Raw genomic sequence first — 16,919 nt, 5'->3', positions numbered from 1 at the left:
AGCTGGTCAGCCGCCCTCATCCTCGACGTCGTCGCCGAGCACGGCCTGAACGGTCTGCCGGCGTCTGGCCGCGAGGTCGGCCAGGAGCTCGGGGGCGTCGCGAAAACCGACCACGTCGGTGATCACGTGCTCGCGTAGCCGCCCGCCGTGCTCCCTGAGCAGGGTGATGGTCTCGTGCGAGAGCCGTTCGCGGTCCCAGGCGTGCGCCAGGCCGCGCGGCACCCGGCCGATCTGGGCGCAGCGCAGGGTCAGCCCGTTGTGGTGGAACTCCTCGCCGAGCCGCACCTCGTCGGCGCCCTTCGTGTAGAAGGCCAGGTCGACCAGCGTGCCCTGGGGGCGCAGCAGGCGTAGCCCGAGCGCCAGCGCCCGGCTCTGGCCACGGCACTGGAACACCACGTCGGCGCCGCGGTCGTTCGGCGCGTGGCGCCAGCGGCGCTTCAGCGTCACAGCGGGGTCGTCGCCGGCGTCGTTGCCAGTGTTGTTGCCAGTGTTGTCGCGGGCGTTCAGCACGTCCGCGCCGAGCGCCGCCGCGATCGCGAGCCTGGCCGGGGTCTCGTCCACGACGACGACCTCGGCCGCGCCCGCCGACAGGGCGAAGCACGAGGTCAGCAGCCCGACCACGCCGGCGCCCACGACCACGACCCGCCGGCCGCGCACGCCGTCGCCCAGTTGCCGCACGGCCGGGCCGTGCAGGTCGTGGGCGGCGTGCAGCAGGCCGTTGGCGCAGATCGGGCCCATGTGGGCGACGTAGATGCCGAGCAGCGGGTCGAGGTCTTCCGGCAGCTCGACGAACCGGTCCTTCATCGGGTCCGCCACGTACGCCGTGCGGTGCCCGTACGCCATCGCCACGAGCGTGCCCTCCGCGACCGCCTGGGTCCGCGTCTCGACCACCCGGCCGACCTGCATGTAGCCGATGCCGCGCACCGGATATTCGACCGAGGGCGTGCCCTCCATGAACAACCCCAGCGCCGGATCCCAGGTCGAGCTCAGGTAGGGATTGTCGCCTTTGACGTAGGTCAGCTCGGTGCCCGCGGAGATCCCGCTGTAGACGGTCTCCACCATGAACCCGCCCTCGGGCAGGTCGGGCAGCTTCTCCTCGACCAGGCGCACCTCGCCCGGCGCCTCGATGCTGAGCAGGTCACTCATGGAGCATCACCGGCTTTCCCTCGGCCGCGGACCGCGCCAGCGCCAGGGCCAGGCGGTGGGTGCGCAGCGCCTCCCGGTACGGTACGCGCACATCGGCCGGTTTGCCCTGCACCGCGTTGACGAATTCCCGGTCCACCCGTGTCTTCGCCCGCCCGTCGTCCTCGATCACGCGCTCGCCGTCCACCAGCAGCCGCGTCTCGCTGAGCTCCAGCGCGATGCCGTCGGCGCACACCTCAAGGCCCACCCGGTGCTTCTGGGGGAGCAGGCAGGAGGTGGCCAGCACCCCGGCGGCGCCGTCGGCGAAACTCATGATGGCCGCGGTGGCCCGGTCGATCTCGCCGTCCACCGGCTGCCCCGCGGGCACCGCGTGCACCATGGACACCTCGCCCACCAGGAGCCGCGCCAGGTCCAGGACGTGGACCGCCTGCTCGACGATCTGGCCGCCCGACAGGCCCCGGTCGAGCCACCAGCCGACCGGGGGCACCTTGTCGAGCCAGTGGCCGAGCGCGAGGCGTACGGGACGGTCGGCGAGCAGGTCACGGGCCTGTTCGACGATGTCCAGATAACGCCAATGATGACCTACCGCGGAGGGCAGAGATCTCCGCTCGATTTCGGTCGCGATCATTTCTGCCGTTTGGAGGTCGAGTGAAAGTGGTTTTTCCACAAAAATCGGGAGATTGCACGACAGAACATCATGTTCCGGGTTACCGTGCGCGAAAGGAGGCACACAGACGTAGACAGCATCCAGACCGCCGGCATTGAGCAGGTCTGCATGGCCGCCATAGGCGGGGGTGCCATGCTTCGAGGCCAGAGCCTCGGCCTTGTGGGGATCGGTGTCGGCGATTCCAGCGATCGTGACATCGGGGAACCCGGACAGGACGTCTGCATGGCGAGCGGCGACATTTCCGGCACCTACGATGCCGATACGGGTCATTGGGGACACAACCCGGCATATGCCACGTCTGGGCGTAATCAAACAAACATGTTCGAACGCCTATAGATCGGGCAGAAGCCGTGACCTCATGAGATCGGGGCTGACTGCATGGAGAGAGATGTGCACGCCTTGGCCAGGGTCCAGGAATGGTACGGCCCGCACTCGAGCACCGCAGCCGAGTGGCCGGTGGACGCGTTAATGATGGCCAAGGGAAATCGCACGATAAGCGTGATTCTGCCTGCTCGTGACGAGGAGAGCACGGTGGGCGATATCGTCTCTGTGATCCGCAGGGACCTCGTCGAGCGGACCCCGCTCGTCGATGAGATCCTCGTCGTCGACTCCAACTCCACCGACGCCACCGCCGAACGGGCACGCGAGGCCGGCGCCCGGGTGGTGGCCCAGAACCAGGTGCTGCCGCACCTTCCGCCGCTGACGGGCAAGGGGGAGGCGCTCTGGAAGGGAGTGGCGGCCTCCGGCGGCGACATCGTCGTGTTCATCGACGCCGACCTGCGCAGTTTCGGCGCGCACTACGTGTCGGGGCTGGTGGGCCCGCTCCTGGTGGACAGCGACATCCACTTCGTCAAGGCGACCTACGAACGGCCGTACATCGGCGCGGACGGCTCCACCCAGCAAGGCGGCGGTGGACGTGTGACCGAGCTGGTGGCCAGGCCGCTGCTCAATATGTTCTGGCCGGAACTGGCCGGCTTCGCCCAGCCGCTCGGCGGTGAGTACGCCGCCCGGCGGGAGATCCTCGAACAGTTGCCTTTCGCCACCGAGTACGGCGTGGAGTTCGGGCTCCTCGTCGACCTGCTCCAGCTCGTCGGGCTGGACGCGATGGCCCAGGTGGACCTCGGCCATCGCACCCACACCCACCAGTCGATGACCGCGCTCGGCCGGATGGCCGGGCAGATCATGCACACCGCCTGGTCCCGCCTGGAACGCCAGGGCCGCGTGCTGGCGTCGGAGCCGCCGGCGCACACGCTGCTGCAGTTCGGGCTGGAAGGTCAGGCGGGCCTGGTGGACGTGGCCGTGGCGGAGCGACCTCCGCTCGCCTCCCTTGTGCTTCAGGAGGATCTGGCATGAAAGTCCTGGTGAACGCGGGGCCGTGGCTCACGGTCCCGCCCGCCGGCTACGGCGGGATCGAGAACGTGGTGGCCACGCTGGTGCCCGCGCTGCGCGAGCGTGGCGTACAGGTCGTGCTGGCCTCCGTCGGCGCCAGCACGCTGGAGGTGGACGAGCTGATCAGCGTTTATGACGAGGGTCAGTTCTCGGAGCTGCAGAAGCCGTACAACCAGGTCATGGGCATCACGCACGCCCACCTCGCCAGAGTCGTGGCCGAGCTGCGCGACCGCGACGACATCGACCTCGTGCACGACCACGTCGAGGTGGTTGGCCCGGCGGTGCTGTCGGCCTGCGGCGGGCCGCCCGTCCTGCACACCCTGCACTGGGACCTGCACAAACATCCGGCCTTCTACGGGGCTTTCCCGCCGTCGGTCGCGGTCAACGGCGTCTCGGAGTCGCAGCTCGCCCGCGCTCCCGCGGCCCTGCGCGCGGCCGCGCTCGGCGCCGTCCACCTGGCCACCCCGCTCGCCGACCGCGACCTGCGGCCGGAACGCGGTGAGCATCTGGTGGTGATGGGCCGGATCTGCGGGTTCAAGGGCCAGCACGTGGCGGCCAGGATCTGCCAGAAGCTCGGCCTGCCGCTGGTGCTGGCCGGCCCGGTGAGCGGCCGCAACACCGTCGTCGAGCTGGACGACGTGGCCCAGAACCCCTACCATCCGCTGCACAGCCACCCGGACGTGCGCTACCACCTGGACCAGGTGTCCCGCTATCTGGACGGCGAGCTGGTCAGGTGGGTCGGGGCGGTGGGCGGCGAAGAGAGAGACCGCCTGTACGCCACGGCCCGCGCCGCCCTCTTCCCCATCCAGTGGGACGAGCCCGGCGGCACCGCCGTGGTCGAAGCCCTGGCACTCGGCGTGCCGCCCGTGGGCCTGCGGCGCGGCTGCCTGCCGGAGATCATCGAACACGGCCGCACGGGCTTCCTCGCCGACACCGAGGAGGAGCTGGCGGAGTACGTCCTGCGGACCGACGAGATCGACCCGGAGGAGTGCCGCCGCGAGGCCCGCCGCCGCTTCTCACCCGCAGTCATGGCCGAGCGCTACCTGGAGCTGTACGAGAAGGTCGCCGGAAGCCGTTAGCCGCTGGCCGCTCAGGAGAAGCCCCGGGGGAGCACCGTGACGGGGCAGGAGGACGCCCGGAGCACCTTCATGGCCAGCTCGCCGAGGAACACCCGGTGCGGCTGGGCGTCCTCGCTGGCCGCGCACACCAGTAGCTCTCCCGGGAGCCATTCGACGTCCGCCAGGGCGGCCGCCGCGTCGTGGCCCTCGGCCACCTCCGACTCCGCCTCGATCCCGGTCGTCTCCCAGGCCAGCCGGACGGCCAGCGCGAGATCGTCTCTAAGTTTGCCCTGGTCGTCCGTGCGCAGGTCGAGCGTGATCAGCCGGAGCGGCACGCCCAGCCGCAGCGTCGCCTGCGCCACCCGCTCGACCGCCGCGTCGCACTCCGGCCGATGCACGTAGGCCAGCGTGAGCCGGGCCGGCTTCTCAGGCGGCTCGTAGTGCGCCGGCGCCAGCATGACCGCCTCCGACGCCAGGTGCAGCAGGTGGTCGGAGGTGGAGCCGATCGTGATGCGCCCGCTCTGCCCGCCGGTCGCCGAGCCGACCACGATCAGGTCGGCCCTGATCCGGCCGGCCAGGAGCGACAGCCCGCGCCCGGTGCCCCGGCTCTCGAACGTGAGATATTCGGCCGGCGCCGCCCCCAGCTCCTCGCCCGCGTGCGCCAGGTTGGCCTGCGCCTCCACGGCCAGGCCGGGGCTGCCCGGCGGGTAGATGGTGGCCACCGTGAGCTCGCCGCCGGTCACGCGCGTGATCGCGGCGCCCAGGGCGAGGGCGTCGCGCCCGCCCGGGGCACTGTTGTAGCCGACGATCACGTGCGCACCGATCACGCATGCCCTCTTACCCGCTCCGAGCTGCTCATACGCGGACACCCGCGGCCCGCGGGTTCCGAGGATTTCACGACTTTTCGCCCTATCATGGGGGCACTTGACGACTTCTGTTCGTAAGGTCGTGTCCATCGCACATTCATCGATTGGACACCCTTGTATCAGGACATCGTCGGCTTTGCCCTGGCCACGCCCGGTTGGCTGCACACCTTCGCCGAAGTGGGCACGGACGCGGGGTTATTCGTGTTCGCGGCGCTCTTCGTGGTGGCCGGGCTGCGAGCGTGGCGGGCGCCGGCCCGCGATTTGGCGCTGGTGATCGCGGGGCCGGCCGGCATCGTGATGGCGTACGTCGTGAGCGAGGTCGTCAAGCTCCTCATCAGGGAGGACCGGCCGTGCCGGGGCGGGATCACGACGATCGCCGTCTGCCCGCCCCCGGAGGACTGGTCTTTTCCCAGCAACCACTCGGTGATCGCGGCGGGCGCGGCGGCCACGCTGGTGCTGGTCTGGCGCTCGCTGGCCTGGGTGGTGTTCCCGCTGGCGCTGGTCATGGCGTTCTCGCGGGTGTTCGTCGGCGTGCACTACCCGCACGACGTGGCCGCGGGCTTCCTCCTCGGTACGGCGCTCGCCCCGCTGTTCGCCCTGCTGGTGGTGGGCGCCGTCACCCCTGCCGTGCGCCTCGCCCGTGCCTATTTGGCCGAGCTCCGCTCGGCGGGCCGAGGTGGATCTCCTCGCTACGCCGCGGATCCACCCCAGCCGTCTGTCGCCCCAATGAGCCGGTCCAGGATCCCCGGCTCGGAGTAGGCGTGCCCGGCGTCGTCCACCACGTGGAACTCGGCCTCGGGCCACGCCTTGTGCAGGGCCCAGGCCGTGGCCATGGGCGTACAGACGTCGTAGCGGCCCTGCACGATCACCGCCGGGATGTGCCGGATCTTGTCCACGTCCCTGATGAGCTGCTCGGGCTCGAACCAGCCGCTATGGGTGAAGTAGTGGTTCTCGATCCTGGCGAAGGAGATGGCCATCTTCTCCTCACCGAACTCCGCGACCAGCGCGGGATCGGGCCGCAGCGTGACCGTGCCGCCCTCCCACTGGGCCCACGCCCTGGCCGCCGCCAGCCGGGCGTCGTCGTCCGGCCCCTCCAGCCGCCTGCGGAAGGCCGCGATCAGGTCGCCGCGCTCCTCCTCCGGGATCGGGGCGATGTAGCGCTCCCACAGGTCAGGGAAGAGCTGCGCGGTGCCCTCCTGGTAGAACCAGCGCAGCTCCTGGGGCCGCAGCGTGAAGATGCCGCGCAGCACCAGCTCGGTCGTCCGGTCCGGGTGCGTCTGCGCGTACGCGAGCGCCAGCGCGCTGCCCCACGACCCCCCGAACACCTGCCACCGGTCGATGCCCAGGTGCTCGCGCAGCCGCTCCATGTCGGCCACCAGGTGCCAGGTGGTGTTGGCGCTCAGGTCGGTGGCGGGGTCGGAGGCGTGCGGCAGGCTCCGGCCGCAGTTGCGCTGGTCGAACAGGACGATGCGGTAGAGCTCGGGGTTCCACTGGCGGCGGTGCTTGGCGCTGCACCCGCCGCCGGGACCGCCGTGCAGCATGACGGCCGGCTTGCCGTCGGGGTTGCCACAGACCTCGTAGTAGATCCGGTTTCCGTCACCCACGTCGAGCAGGCCGGAGTCATAGGGGTCGATGGGCGGATACAGGGTTTTCATGAACCCCATTCATAGCGGTTCAGGAACGCGCGCTCACCCGTGGCGTACTCGTGGAAGCTCCGCCGCACCTCCGCCAGCTCCGGCACCATGGCTCTGACCAGCGCGCCCTCCTTGTATTCCAGCTCGTAGCCGGGCGACACCTGCAGGAAGTGGCGGCCGAAGTTGACCAGGGCCGCGAACGGGTTCTGCGGCGACAGCGTGGCCAGCACGTCGTGGACCAGGCCCAGGTCGGGGTCGTTGACGATCAGGCCGTCGCCCGTGTGGAGCTGCATGCCCTCGTAGACCCCCAGCGGAGCGACGTTGTGCACCAGGTCGCGCTGGGGGTCGTAACAGACGAGGCCGTGGGCCCTGGCGATGGTGAACACCTGCGCGGAGGTCTCGTCCATCGTGTCGAGGTCCATCGTGACCAGCACGTGGCCCGGATAGAGCGTGACCTCCCCCGGCAGCTCCTTGGCGACGTCGGGCAGGTCGTCGCCGCCCGGCTCGGTCCGCTTGACCGCCAGGTACGTCGCGCGCGCCTGGTCCCCGCTGATCGGCACCGGCTCGTCCCAGACCATCAACTCAACGCTCATCGGTCCATCTTGACGGACCCGTACCGCTGCCGCGCACGCTACTACCTGGGTTTTTCCGAATTCGGCACCAGCTCGACGGTGCAGTTCGCGCACCGGCGCGCCTCGGTGGGAATGTCGGACAGGCATTCGGGGCACTGCTTCGTGGTAGTCGCCTTGTCCCGTTCGAACAGGCTGATCAGCCGGGTCATCGGCGTCACGACCAGCCAGTAGACCACGGCCGAGACGATCAGGAAGCTGAGCAGATGGTTGAGGAAGTCGCCGTACTTGAAGCGGCTGCCGTTGATCGTGAACGAGTATTGGGCGAAGTCCGGCTGCCGCCCGCCGGTGATCGCGCCGATCAGCGGCGTGATGAGGTCGGTGACCAGCGCCTGGATCAGGCCGCTGAACGTGGCACCGATGATCACCGCCACGGCCAGTTCGACGATGTTGCCCCGGAGTAAGAACTGCTTGAAACCACCCATGACAACCGCATGTAGCCCGGAACGGCGCCCGCAAACGGATCAGGAGCATGCTGAATGCGTGGATCGCCTCCGGTACCGCGCCGCCGGGGGCGGTTCACCCTGTTTGACCAGGGCCGCCAGGGAATGAACAGAGTGATCGACAGGGCTCGGGCTTGTCGGGTGAGGCGGGGGAACAGAACATGGGGAGAGACCGCAAGGGAGCCTCGATGATCGAAGTCTGGCCGGGAGACCCCTATCCGCTCGGGGCGACCTATGACGGCGCCGGCACCAACTTCTCGCTCTACACCGAGGTCGCCGACCTGGTCGAGCTGTGCCTGTTCGATGACAAGAGCGTCGAGACGCGGGTGCCGCTGACGGAGGTGGACGGGTTCATCTGGCACGGCTACCTGCCGGGGATCAACCCGGGTCAGCGCTACGGCTACCGCGTCCACGGGGCCTACGATCCCGCGCACGGGATGCGGAGCAACCCGGCCAAGCTGCTGCTCGACCCGTACGCGATGGCCATCGAAGGGGGTGTGAACTGGAACGAGGCGGTATACGGCTACCGCTTCGGCCATCCGGACACCAGGAACGATCACGACTCAGCCCCCTACGTCCCGCGCTCGATCGTGATCAACCCGTTCTTCGGCTGGGGGCATGACCGGCCGCCCGCGACGCCGTACCACGACACCGTGATCTACGAGGCCCACGTGCGGGGGCTGACGATCGGCCACCCCAAGATCCCGGAGCACCTGCGCGGCACGTACGCGGCGCTCGGCCACCCCGAGATCCTCGACCACCTCACCAGGCTGGGTGTGACGGCGCTGGAGCTGATGCCGGTGCACCAGTTCGTCACCGACCACATCCTGGAGCAGCGCGGCCTGTCCAACTACTGGGGCTACAACTCGATCGGGTTCTTCGCGCCGCACAACCGCTACTCCAGTCAGGGGCAGCGCGGCGGGCAGGTGCTGGAGTTCAAGGCGATGGTGCGCTCGCTGCACGAGGCGGGCATCGAGGTCATCCTCGACGTCGTCTACAACCACACCGCCGAGGGCAACCACCTGGGGCCGACGCTCGGGTTCAGGGGCATCGACAACGTCAACTACTACCGGCTGGTCGAGAACGACAAGCGCTACTACGTGGACACCACGGGCACCGGCAACAGCCTGCTCATGCGCTCCCCGCACGTCCTTCAGATGATCATGGACTCGCTCCGCTACTGGGTCATCGAGATGCACGTGGACGGGTTCCGGTTCGACCTGGCCTCGACGCTCGCGCGTGAGCTGCACGAGGTCGACCGGCTGAGCGCGTTCTTCGACCTGGTGCAGCAGGACCCGGTGTTGTCGCAGGTCAAGCTGATCGCCGAGCCGTGGGACGTGGGTCCTGGCGGCTACCAGGTCGGGAACTTCCCGTCGCGGTGGACGGAGTGGAACGGGCGCTACCGCGACACGATCCGCGACCTGTGGCGGGGGCAGGCGGCGACGCTGCCCGAGTTCGGGTCCAGGTTCACCGGGTCGAGCGACCTGTACAAGGACGACAGCCGCCGTCCCGCCGCCTCGATCAACTTCGTGACCTGCCACGACGGGTTCACCCTGCAGGACCTGGTCTCGTACAACGGCAAGCACAACGAGGCCAACAAGGAGAGCAACCGCGACGGCACCGACGACAACAGGTCCTGGAACTGCGGCGAGGAGGGCCCGGCGGGCATCGCCATCGAGTCGCTGCGCGAGCAGCAGAAACGCAACTTCCTCACCACGCTGTTCCTGTCGCAGGGCGTGCCGATGCTCTCGCACGGCGACGAGCTGGGCCGCACCCAGCGGGGCAACAACAACGGCTACTGCCAGGACAACGACCTGACCTGGGTGGACTGGTCGGACGTCCGGGAGAACTGGCTGCTGCTGGAGTTCACCCAGAGCCTGGCCGAGCTGCGCAAACGACATCCGGTCTTCCGGCGCAGGCGCTTCTTCTACGGCAAGCCGGTACGCGGGCTGAACGACATCGCCTGGCTCACCCCGTCCGGGGAGGAGATGAACGACGGCGACTGGAACGTGGGATACGCCAAGTCGCTGGCCGTCTTCCTCAACGGCGACGCCATCACCGAGCCCGACCGGCGCGGCCGGCCGATCAGGGACGACTCGTTCCTGCTGCTGTTCAACGCCCACTACGAGACGATCAAGTTCACGATCCCCCAGGACTACGGCGAGATGTGGCACACGGAGATCGACACGGCGATGCCGATCAGGCTCGACGCGCGGATGTGCAAGGCGGGCGAAGCCATCGCGGTGCCGGGCCGCAGCGTACGGGTGCTGCGCCGTGTCTAGGCCCATCTCGACCTACCGGGTGCAGCTCACCCCGGACTTCGGCTTCGCCCAGGTGGCCGAGATCGCCGGCTACCTGCGCGACCTCGGCGTGAGCCACGTCTACCTCTCGCCGATCCTGCAGGCCACGCCCGGGTCGTGGCACGGCTACGACGTCACCGACCACTCCAGGATCAGGGAGGAGTTCGGCGGGGCCACGGGGTTCAGGGAGATGGCCCAGCAGCTCGCCGCCCAGGATCTGGGCATCGTGGTGGACATCGTGCCCAACCACATGAACACGGTGAACGCGCAGTTCTGGTCGGTGCTGAAGGAGGGGCCCGACTCGCCGTACGCGAGCTGGTTCGACATCGACTGGTCCGCCGACGGGAAGGTGGCGCTGCCCGTGCTGGGCGACGACACCGAGCCGGTGGTCGACGGCGACGTGCTGCGCTACCACGAGCACGCCTACCCTCATCCCGGGCACTATCGGCTGGTCGACTGGCGTAAGGGGCCCGGCTACCGGCGCTTCTTCGACGTGTCGTCGCTGATCGGGTTGCGGGTCGAGGATCCGGCGGTGCTGTTCGCCACGCACGAGGTGATCTTCTGGCTGCTCGACGAGGGGCTGGTCGACGGGCTGCGGGTCGATCATCCCGACGGGCTCGCCGATCCGCGCGGCTACCTTGACCGGCTGCGCGACCGCACGGGGGGCGCGTGGACGGTGGTGGAGAAGATCCTCATCGGTTCCGAGCGGTTGCCGGGCGACTGGGCGTGCGACGGGACCAGCGGTTATGAGGTGCTCAACCGGGTCAACGGCCTGTTCGTGGATCCGGCCGGCAAGCAACCACTGATCCAGATTTTTGCGGACATGACGGGGCAGCCGTCCGACTACCGGCCGGTGATGGCGCAGGCCAAGCGGGAGGTGCTCGACCTGTTCTTCGGGGCCGAGGTGGACCGGCTGGCCAGGGCCGCCTCGTGGTCTCCCGAGGCCGTGCGGGAGCTGCTCGCCGCGATGCCGGTCTATCGCGCGTACGTGGTGCCGGGGGAGCGGCCGCCGCCCGAGTCGGTGGAGATCGTCGAGCTGGCCGCCGAGTCCTGCTCGCCGGACGTGCAGCCGCTGGTCCGCAAGGTCCTGTACGGCTCCGCCGAGACGATCGTGCGTTTCCAGCAGACCTGCGGGCCCGTGATGGCCAAGGGGGTCGAGGACACGGCGCTGTACCGGTGGTTCCCACTGGCGTGCCTCAACGAGGTGGGCGGGGAGCCGGACGTGTTCGGGGTGGGGGTGGCGGAGTTCCACGAGTTCTGCGCGGAGATGGCACCGTACACGATGACCACGCTGTCCACGCACGACACCAAGCGCTCCGAGGACGTGCGGGCGCGGCTGTCGGTGCTGTCGGAGATCCCCGGGGAGTGGGCGGCGGCGGTGGCGGAGTGGTCGGCGCAGGTGAGCTTCGATCCGCACCTCGACTACCTGGCCTGGCAGAACCTGATGGCGGCGTGGCCGATCTCGGCCGAGCGGTTCACGGACTATCTGTTGAAGGCCGCTCGGGAGGCTAAGACCGCCATTTCTTGGATAAATCCGGATCCGTCCTATGAGCGGCGGTTGCGGGAGTTCGCGGCGGCCGCCGTGCGGCTGCCGATCGGCGGGTTCACCGAGCGGATCGACCCCTTCGCGCAGTCGAACTCGCTCGGGGCCAAGCTCGTGCAGCTCATGATGCCGGGGGTGCCGGACGTCTACCAGGGGAACGAGACCACGGACTTCTCGCTGGTCGACCCGGACAACCGCCGGCCCGTGACCTACCCGCGCAAGCCCGAGACCTCATGGGACGCGGCCAAGCTGCTGGTGACGACCCAGGCGCTGCGGCTGCGGCGACGGCTCGGGGGCGCGGCGCCGTACACGCCGCTGGCCGCGGAAGGGGAGGCGGCGGAGCACGTGATCGCCTTCGCCCGCGGGGAGCGGCCGCAGGCGGTCGCCGTCGCGACCCGGCTGCCCGTGCGGCTGGCCGCCTCCGGGTGGGGCGGCACGACGCTCACCCTGCCTTCGGGGACCTGGCGCGACCTGATCACCGGTGCCTCCCACACCGGGCGGATCCCGCTCGCGCACCTGCTCGGTCAGTATCCGGTCTCACTCCTGGAGCGACATGATCTTTGAGGTCTGGGCACCGAAGGCCACGCTCGTCGAGGTACTCGTCTCGGGGGAGCGGCGGGCGATGTCGCCCGGCGAGGGGGGCTGGTGGTCGGGCGAGGTGGAGGGGGCCGGGCACGGCTCCTCGTACGCGTACGTGGTCGACGGCGACGGGCCGTACCCGGATCCGCGGTCGCGGCGGCAGCCCGAGGGGGTCTTCGGGCCCAGCATGGTGTACGAGCACGCTCGTTTCACCTGGTCGGACCACGACTGGAAGGGGCGGGACCTGCGTGGGGGCGTGATCTACGAGCTGCACGTGGGGACGTTCACGACGGAGGGGACGTTCGCGGCGGCCATCGAGCGGCTGCCGCACCTGGTCGAGCTGTGCGTCGACTTCGTGGAGGTCATGCCGGTCGCGCCGGTGCCCGGGGGGCGGAACTGGGGGTATGACGGGGTCGATCTGTACGCGGTGAACGAGACTTATGGAGGGCCTGACGGGCTCAAGTCGTTCGTGGACGCGTGTCATCGGGCCGGGATCGGGGTCATCCTGGACGTGGTCTACAACCATCTGGGGCCGTCGGGGAACTTCCTGCACCCGTTCGGCCCCTATTTTTCCGGATTTAAGGGCAGTTATTGGGGCGATGCCGTCAATTTGGACGGACCGGACTCCGACGAGGTGCGGCGGTACTTCATCGGCAACGCCGTGCAGTGGCTGCGCGACTTCCACATCGATGGGCTGCGGCTGGACGCCGTGCACGCGCTGCACGACAAGCGCGCCACCCACCTGCTGGCCGAGCTGTCGGAGGAGGTCGACGCGCTGGCGTGCTCGGTCGGGCGGCCGCTGTCCCTGATCGCCGAGTCCGACCTCAACGACCCGCGCATGGTACGTCCTCTCGACGCCGGCGGGCTGGGCATGACCGCGCAGTGGGACGACGACGTACACCATGCTCTGCACTGCGCCGTCAGCGGCGAGAGCCACGGCTACTACCAGGACTTCGCGCAGCTCACCGCGCTGGCCAAGGTGCTGACCAACGGCGTGCTGCACGACGGCACCTACTCCAGCTTCCGCGGCCGCCGGCACGGGCGCTCGTTCGCCGGGGTGCCCGGCCACCGGCTGGTGGCCTGCCTGCAGAACCACGACCAGATCGGCAACCGCCCGGCGGGCGACCGGCTCCCGATCGTCTCACTCAAACTGGGCGCCGGGTTGCTGCTGACCTCGGCGTTCACGCCGATGTTGTTCATGGGGGAGGAGTGGGGGGCGCGGACGCCGTTCCTGTTCTTCTCCGATCACGTGGAGACGGAGCTGCGGGAGAGCGAGGGGGTGCGGCGGGAGCGGGAGTTCGACGGGTTCGGGTACGTATGGGAGGCGCCGAATCCGTCGGAGGAGGAGACCTTCGTACGCTCGAAGCTGGACTGGAGCGAGCTGAAGGATGAGGCGCACTGGTCACTGCTGTGCTGGTACCGCGACCTGATCGCCCTCCGCAAGGCCCTGCCCGAACTGTCGGACCCGCGCCTGGACCGGGTGCGGGTGGAGGTGGATCCGCTGGGGAAGTGGCTGCTGGTGTGGCGGGGGACGCTGGCGGTGACGGTGAACTTCTCGCTGGAGTCGGTGACGCTGCCACTGTCGCCGGGAACGGTCCTCCTGGCCTCGGACGATCCGGTAACGGCGGTCGAGGACGGCCTCCGCCTCCCGGCCCAATCCATGGCCATCTGCCGCCCCACCTGACCAACCACCCTCACACCCCTGCCCGACCAGCACCCTCACGGCCGTCTGCCGCTCTGCCCGACCGGCATCTTCCCGGTCGGTTTCCCGGCCGTGGTCTATAGGTAACTGCCTGCCCAAGGACATCCTCCACAGGCTGTTGCCCAGGGGGCGGTTACCCGTCGAGCAGTTATCCACAGAGGGACGCCCCCTCCCTCTCCCCATCCACAGAACCCCGTTCCACCCCTCCAGCAACCCGCACCATCACACATCCTGAGTGCCTCCCTCAGGACTGCTCAACCTGACGACTCACTTGGAGGCACTTTCCCATGAAGATCACCATCCCTTTGCCCGCCACCCTCACCACCCTCTTCATCGTCGCCATGGAACATCTCCCCTTCGACCTCGACTCGTTCGTGCCCTGGCGCGTCGGTGGCCCGTACAGAAAGGCCGTGATCAGCGCGGCCGACAAGGGCCTGCTGACCGCCACCCACCACCCCACCCCCTGGAAACAACCCGGCACCACCCTCACGGACGACGAGAGACGCCGCCTACGCCGTACGAAGCAACACATCGTGATCTCCTCCACCGCACCCCCGCACCGCCTCCCAGCCGCCGTCCAACTGACCCGCGCCACGGCCAGGGCACTAGCCAGGGAGTGCGACGGCCTCCTGATCGACCCCATGACCGCCGCGACCATCCTCACCTGCGGCAGATGCGCCGGGGAGCCCGCGGACTTCCGCCTCACCGACGACTGGCTGGCCTGGGACGTCCAGGTCCACGACGCCGCCACCTGCCCACCCTGGGACCCGGCCGACACGGGCGTGTGCGCCTGCCTCCGCGTAACCTCCCGCGGCCTGCACCGCTTCGCCCTCCCGGAGATCACCCTCGACGGCGCCGCCTGCGCCCACAACCTGTGCGCCACGAACCTCCTGCGCACAGTGGCCACCCGCCTGGTGACGGATCACCTCTCCTACCTCGCCACCCACCCGGAAGCCACCGAACGCAAGATCGACGACTACCTCCAGATCCAGCCCTCGGACCAGCCCGACGGCGGCCTCCCCTTCGGCGTCCACCTGACTCCATACGACACGGACACGGGCGACCTGGGCCGCACAGGCAGCATCCGCCGCCTCAAGGTAGGCCCCGCCCCAGGCACAGGCCAGATCACCTGCCTCAAGGTCGGCCCACCATCGGGCTTCACCGGCTCCCTCAACGACTGGCTGTGCGCAACCCAAGCAGTCGACCAAACCCCACTCACCCTGGCCGAAAGCCGCCCCCTGGACCCAGCCCGAGCCCTCGCCGCCTAACAACCACCCCACCCCGAACCCCCGGACCTCAGCTTCCAGCCCCACCCCGGGACCTCGGGCTTGCGGACCTCGGGCCTGCGGACTTTGGGCCCCGGGTTTTGGCCCCCGGGGTTTCGGGCTTCAGGGTCCCCGGCTCCGGGCCTTGGTCCCGACCTGCGTCCCGAGCCTGGCCTTGAATCCGGCCCCAGCCCCGAACCTAGCCCGAAGCTGGCCTCAGCTCTGAACTCAGTCCCAGCCCGGCCTCGAACCCACTCCAATTTCGGACCCGGGCGCGGTCAGAAGTGTCCGATTACCGGGTGCGGCCGGTATGGGGCCTCCAGGCGGGTCGTTTCCTCTTCGCTCAGCGTGACCCCCACCGCCGCCACCGCGTCCTCCAACTGACCCACCTTGCTCGCCCCGACGATCGGCGCGCTCACCCCGGCTCGCCCGAGCAGCCACGCGAGCGCGATCTGCGCCGGCGGCAGACCGCGTTCTTCGGCGATCGCGCACACCACATCCACGACATCGAAGTCAGTGTCCTCGTACATGGTGTCGGCCAGGGAGTCGCTGCCGGAGCGGACCGTACGGTGCCGGCCGTCGCGGTGGCGGCTGCCGGTGAGCAGGCCGCGCGCCAGAGGGCTCCACGGGATGACGCCCACCCCCTGGTCCAGGCAGAGCGGCAGCATCTCCCGCTCCTCCTCCCGGTACACCAGGTTGTAGTGGTTCTGCATCGACACGAACCTGGTCCAACCGGCCGCCTGAGCGATGTGCTGCGCCTTGGCGAACTGCCAGGCGTACATGCTGGAGGCTCCGACATACCGCGCCTTGCCGGCCCGTACCACGTCGTGCAGGGCCTCCATGGTCTCCTCGATCGGCGTCTCGGGGTCCCAGCGGTGGATCTGGTACAGATCGACATGATCGGTTCCGAGCCGGGTGAGGGAGGCGTCGATGGCGGCCATCACATGTTTGCGGCCCAGCCCACGGTCGTTCGGGCCCGGCCCCATCGGGAAGTAGACCTTCGTGGCGAGAACGTAGTCGTCGCGGCGACCGAAGAGCTTGGCGAGCAGTCGTCCAGTGATCTCCTCGCTCGCACCCTTCGAGTACATATCGGCGGTGTCGAAGAACGTCACCCCGGCCTCGACGGCACGCCGGACGATCGGCTCGGCGGCGTCCTCGCGCAGCATCCACGCCGAGGAACCCGGATCGCCGTACGTCATCATGCCCAGGCAGATCCGGGAGACCCGCAGCCCGGACGAGCCCAAGTTCACATATCGCATTGCTTCATGCCTTTCTGTGAGCCTTCTTGCGAGCGATGGAGCCCGACCGCGAGCACCACCAGCCCGATACCGGCGAGTTCGGAGAGTGAGGGCAACTGCCGCAGCACCACGACACCGATCACCGTGGCCGTGGCGGGCAGCAATGCCACCAGCAGCGCGTACGTGGCGCGCGCCATACGTGCCATGGCGAGCTGGTCGCACACGTACGGGATCACCGACGAACAGATCCCGACCCCGGCCCCCGCAGCGAGCGTGACCGGGTCGATCACCGCAGGGGCGACCTGCCAGACCCCGACCGGTACGACGAACACACAGGCCACAAGCATGGCCACAGCCAGCCCGTCGATGCCATCGATGCGATCGAGCCCACCTCGGCCGCCTAGGGTGTCACGGCCATCGTGGGCATCGTGGGCATCGTGTGCATCGTGGGCATCGTGGGCAT

15 protein-coding genes are annotated in these 16,919 nt (G+C 69.1%); 7 read left to right on the top strand and 8 right to left on the bottom strand.

Annotated elements, in window-relative coordinates; genetic code table 11:
- Positions 1–6 precede the first annotated feature (6 nt).
- Positions 7–1,146 (bottom strand): zinc-dependent alcohol dehydrogenase, encoded by a 1,140-nt coding sequence (locus tag C4V41_RS12765; RefSeq protein WP_103956037.1) that lies wholly within the window; start codon positions 1,144–1,146, stop codon positions 7–9.
- Entirely contained in the window at positions 1,139–2,080 is a 942-nt protein-coding gene (locus tag C4V41_RS12760; protein ID WP_103956036.1) for a Gfo/Idh/MocA family protein, read from the bottom strand. The genes C4V41_RS12765 and C4V41_RS12760 overlap by 8 nt, the downstream gene beginning before the upstream one ends.
- Before the next feature lie 108 nt (positions 2,081–2,188).
- Here C4V41_RS12760 and C4V41_RS12755 point away from each other — a divergent pair, with 108 nt between their 5' ends.
- Positions 2,189–3,163, top strand: a complete 975-nt coding sequence (locus tag C4V41_RS12755; protein ID WP_200823930.1) for a glucosyl-3-phosphoglycerate synthase — start codon at positions 2,189–2,191, stop codon at positions 3,161–3,163.
- Positions 3,160–4,278 (top strand): glycosyltransferase, encoded by a 1,119-nt coding sequence (locus C4V41_RS12750; protein WP_103956035.1) that lies wholly within the window; start codon positions 3,160–3,162, stop codon positions 4,276–4,278. The genes C4V41_RS12755 and C4V41_RS12750 overlap by 4 nt, the downstream gene beginning before the upstream one ends.
- Before the next feature lie 11 nt (positions 4,279–4,289).
- Here the strand turns inward: C4V41_RS12750 and C4V41_RS12745 are convergent, their stop codons facing one another.
- Positions 4,290–5,084 carry a universal stress protein gene (locus tag C4V41_RS12745; RefSeq protein ID WP_235030089.1) on the bottom strand — a complete coding sequence of 265 codons (795 nt, stop codon included), beginning with the start codon at positions 5,082–5,084 and terminating at the stop codon, positions 4,290–4,292.
- Positions 5,085–5,237: 153 nt separating this feature from the next.
- On the opposite strand from C4V41_RS12745, the gene C4V41_RS12740 reads away from it, so the two are divergent.
- A complete protein-coding gene (locus C4V41_RS12740; RefSeq protein WP_103956034.1) occupies positions 5,238–5,882 on the top strand; it encodes a phosphatase PAP2 family protein in 645 nt (214 codons plus the stop codon).
- Here C4V41_RS12740 and pip read toward each other — a convergent pair.
- The 3 genes from pip to mscL are packed head-to-tail and all read right to left on the bottom strand — an operon-like array spanning position 5,813 to position 7,811.
- Positions 5,813–6,778 (bottom strand): prolyl aminopeptidase, encoded by a 966-nt coding sequence (gene pip / locus C4V41_RS12735; protein WP_103956033.1) that lies wholly within the window; start codon positions 6,776–6,778, stop codon positions 5,813–5,815. The genes C4V41_RS12740 and pip overlap by 70 nt on opposite strands.
- Entirely contained in the window at positions 6,775–7,350 is a 576-nt protein-coding gene (locus tag C4V41_RS12730; protein ID WP_235030088.1) for a hypothetical protein, read from the bottom strand. The genes pip and C4V41_RS12730 overlap by 4 nt, the downstream gene beginning before the upstream one ends.
- A gap of 41 nt (positions 7,351–7,391) precedes the next feature.
- Positions 7,392–7,811, bottom strand: coding sequence for a large conductance mechanosensitive channel protein MscL (gene mscL, locus C4V41_RS12725; protein WP_103956032.1), 420 nt, complete (start codon positions 7,809–7,811; stop codon positions 7,392–7,394).
- Positions 7,812–8,017: 206 nt separating this feature from the next.
- Here mscL and glgX point away from each other — a divergent pair, with 206 nt between their 5' ends.
- The 4 genes from glgX to C4V41_RS12705 all read left to right on the top strand — a co-directional run bounded on the left by glgX (position 8,018) and on the right by C4V41_RS12705 (position 15,221).
- Positions 8,018–10,111, top strand: a complete 2,094-nt coding sequence (glgX, locus tag C4V41_RS12720) for a glycogen debranching protein GlgX (RefSeq protein ID WP_103956031.1) — start codon at positions 8,018–8,020, stop codon at positions 10,109–10,111.
- On the top strand, positions 10,104–12,236 hold the full coding sequence (treY, locus tag C4V41_RS12715) for a malto-oligosyltrehalose synthase (RefSeq protein ID WP_103956030.1): 2,133 nt from the start codon (positions 10,104–10,106) through the stop codon (positions 12,234–12,236). The genes glgX and treY overlap by 8 nt, the downstream gene beginning before the upstream one ends.
- The gene (treZ, locus tag C4V41_RS12710; protein ID WP_103956029.1) at positions 12,226–13,935 is read left to right on the top strand and encodes a malto-oligosyltrehalose trehalohydrolase; all 1,710 of its coding nucleotides are present in this window, start codon (positions 12,226–12,228) and stop codon (positions 13,933–13,935) included. The genes treY and treZ overlap by 11 nt, the downstream gene beginning before the upstream one ends.
- Positions 13,936–14,240: 305 nt before the next feature.
- Positions 14,241–15,221, top strand: coding sequence for a hypothetical protein (locus C4V41_RS12705; RefSeq protein ID WP_103956028.1), 981 nt, complete (start codon positions 14,241–14,243; stop codon positions 15,219–15,221).
- A gap of 275 nt (positions 15,222–15,496) precedes the next feature.
- Here C4V41_RS12705 and C4V41_RS12700 read toward each other — a convergent pair whose 3' ends face one another.
- Together C4V41_RS12700 and C4V41_RS12695 are read right to left on the bottom strand one after the other, a co-directional pair.
- The gene (locus C4V41_RS12700; protein ID WP_103956027.1) at positions 15,497–16,477 is read right to left on the bottom strand and encodes an aldo/keto reductase; all 981 of its coding nucleotides are present in this window, start codon (positions 16,475–16,477) and stop codon (positions 15,497–15,499) included.
- On the bottom strand, positions 16,465–16,919 hold a 455-nt coding region (locus C4V41_RS12695), incomplete at its 5' end, for an EamA family transporter (RefSeq protein ID WP_160150290.1). The genes C4V41_RS12695 and C4V41_RS12700, both read right to left, overlap by 13 nt.

This window comes from Nonomuraea solani (genome assembly GCF_900108335.1).
Lineage (GTDB): Bacteria > Actinomycetota > Actinomycetes > Streptosporangiales > Streptosporangiaceae > Nonomuraea > Nonomuraea solani.
Note: the sequence above shows the minus strand (reverse complement) of the source record. Positions and strands in the feature narration are given on the sequence as shown.

Coding starts and splice junctions, on each gene's coding strand:
- C4V41_RS12755 (WP_200823930.1), top strand. CDS start 2,189: ATGGAGAGAGATGTGCACGCCTTGGCCAGGGTCCAGGAATGGTACGGC.
- mscL (WP_103956032.1), bottom strand. CDS start 7,811: ATGGGTGGTTTCAAGCAGTTCTTACTCCGGGGCAACATCGTCGAACTG.
- treZ (WP_103956029.1), top strand. CDS start 12,226: ATGATCTTTGAGGTCTGGGCACCGAAGGCCACGCTCGTCGAGGTACTC.
- C4V41_RS12705 (WP_103956028.1), top strand. CDS start 14,241: ATGAAGATCACCATCCCTTTGCCCGCCACCCTCACCACCCTCTTCATC.
- pip (WP_103956033.1), bottom strand. CDS start 6,778: ATGAAAACCCTGTATCCGCCCATCGACCCCTATGACTCCGGCCTGCTC.
- C4V41_RS12760 (WP_103956036.1), bottom strand. CDS start 2,080: ATGACCCGTATCGGCATCGTAGGTGCCGGAAATGTCGCCGCTCGCCAT.
- C4V41_RS12700 (WP_103956027.1), bottom strand. CDS start 16,477: ATGCGATATGTGAACTTGGGCTCGTCCGGGCTGCGGGTCTCCCGGATC.
- C4V41_RS12750 (WP_103956035.1), top strand. CDS start 3,160: ATGAAAGTCCTGGTGAACGCGGGGCCGTGGCTCACGGTCCCGCCCGCC.
- glgX (WP_103956031.1), top strand. CDS start 8,018: ATGATCGAAGTCTGGCCGGGAGACCCCTATCCGCTCGGGGCGACCTAT.
- C4V41_RS12765 (WP_103956037.1), bottom strand. CDS start 1,146: ATGAGTGACCTGCTCAGCATCGAGGCGCCGGGCGAGGTGCGCCTGGTC.
- C4V41_RS12730 (WP_235030088.1), bottom strand. CDS start 7,350: ATGAGCGTTGAGTTGATGGTCTGGGACGAGCCGGTGCCGATCAGCGGG.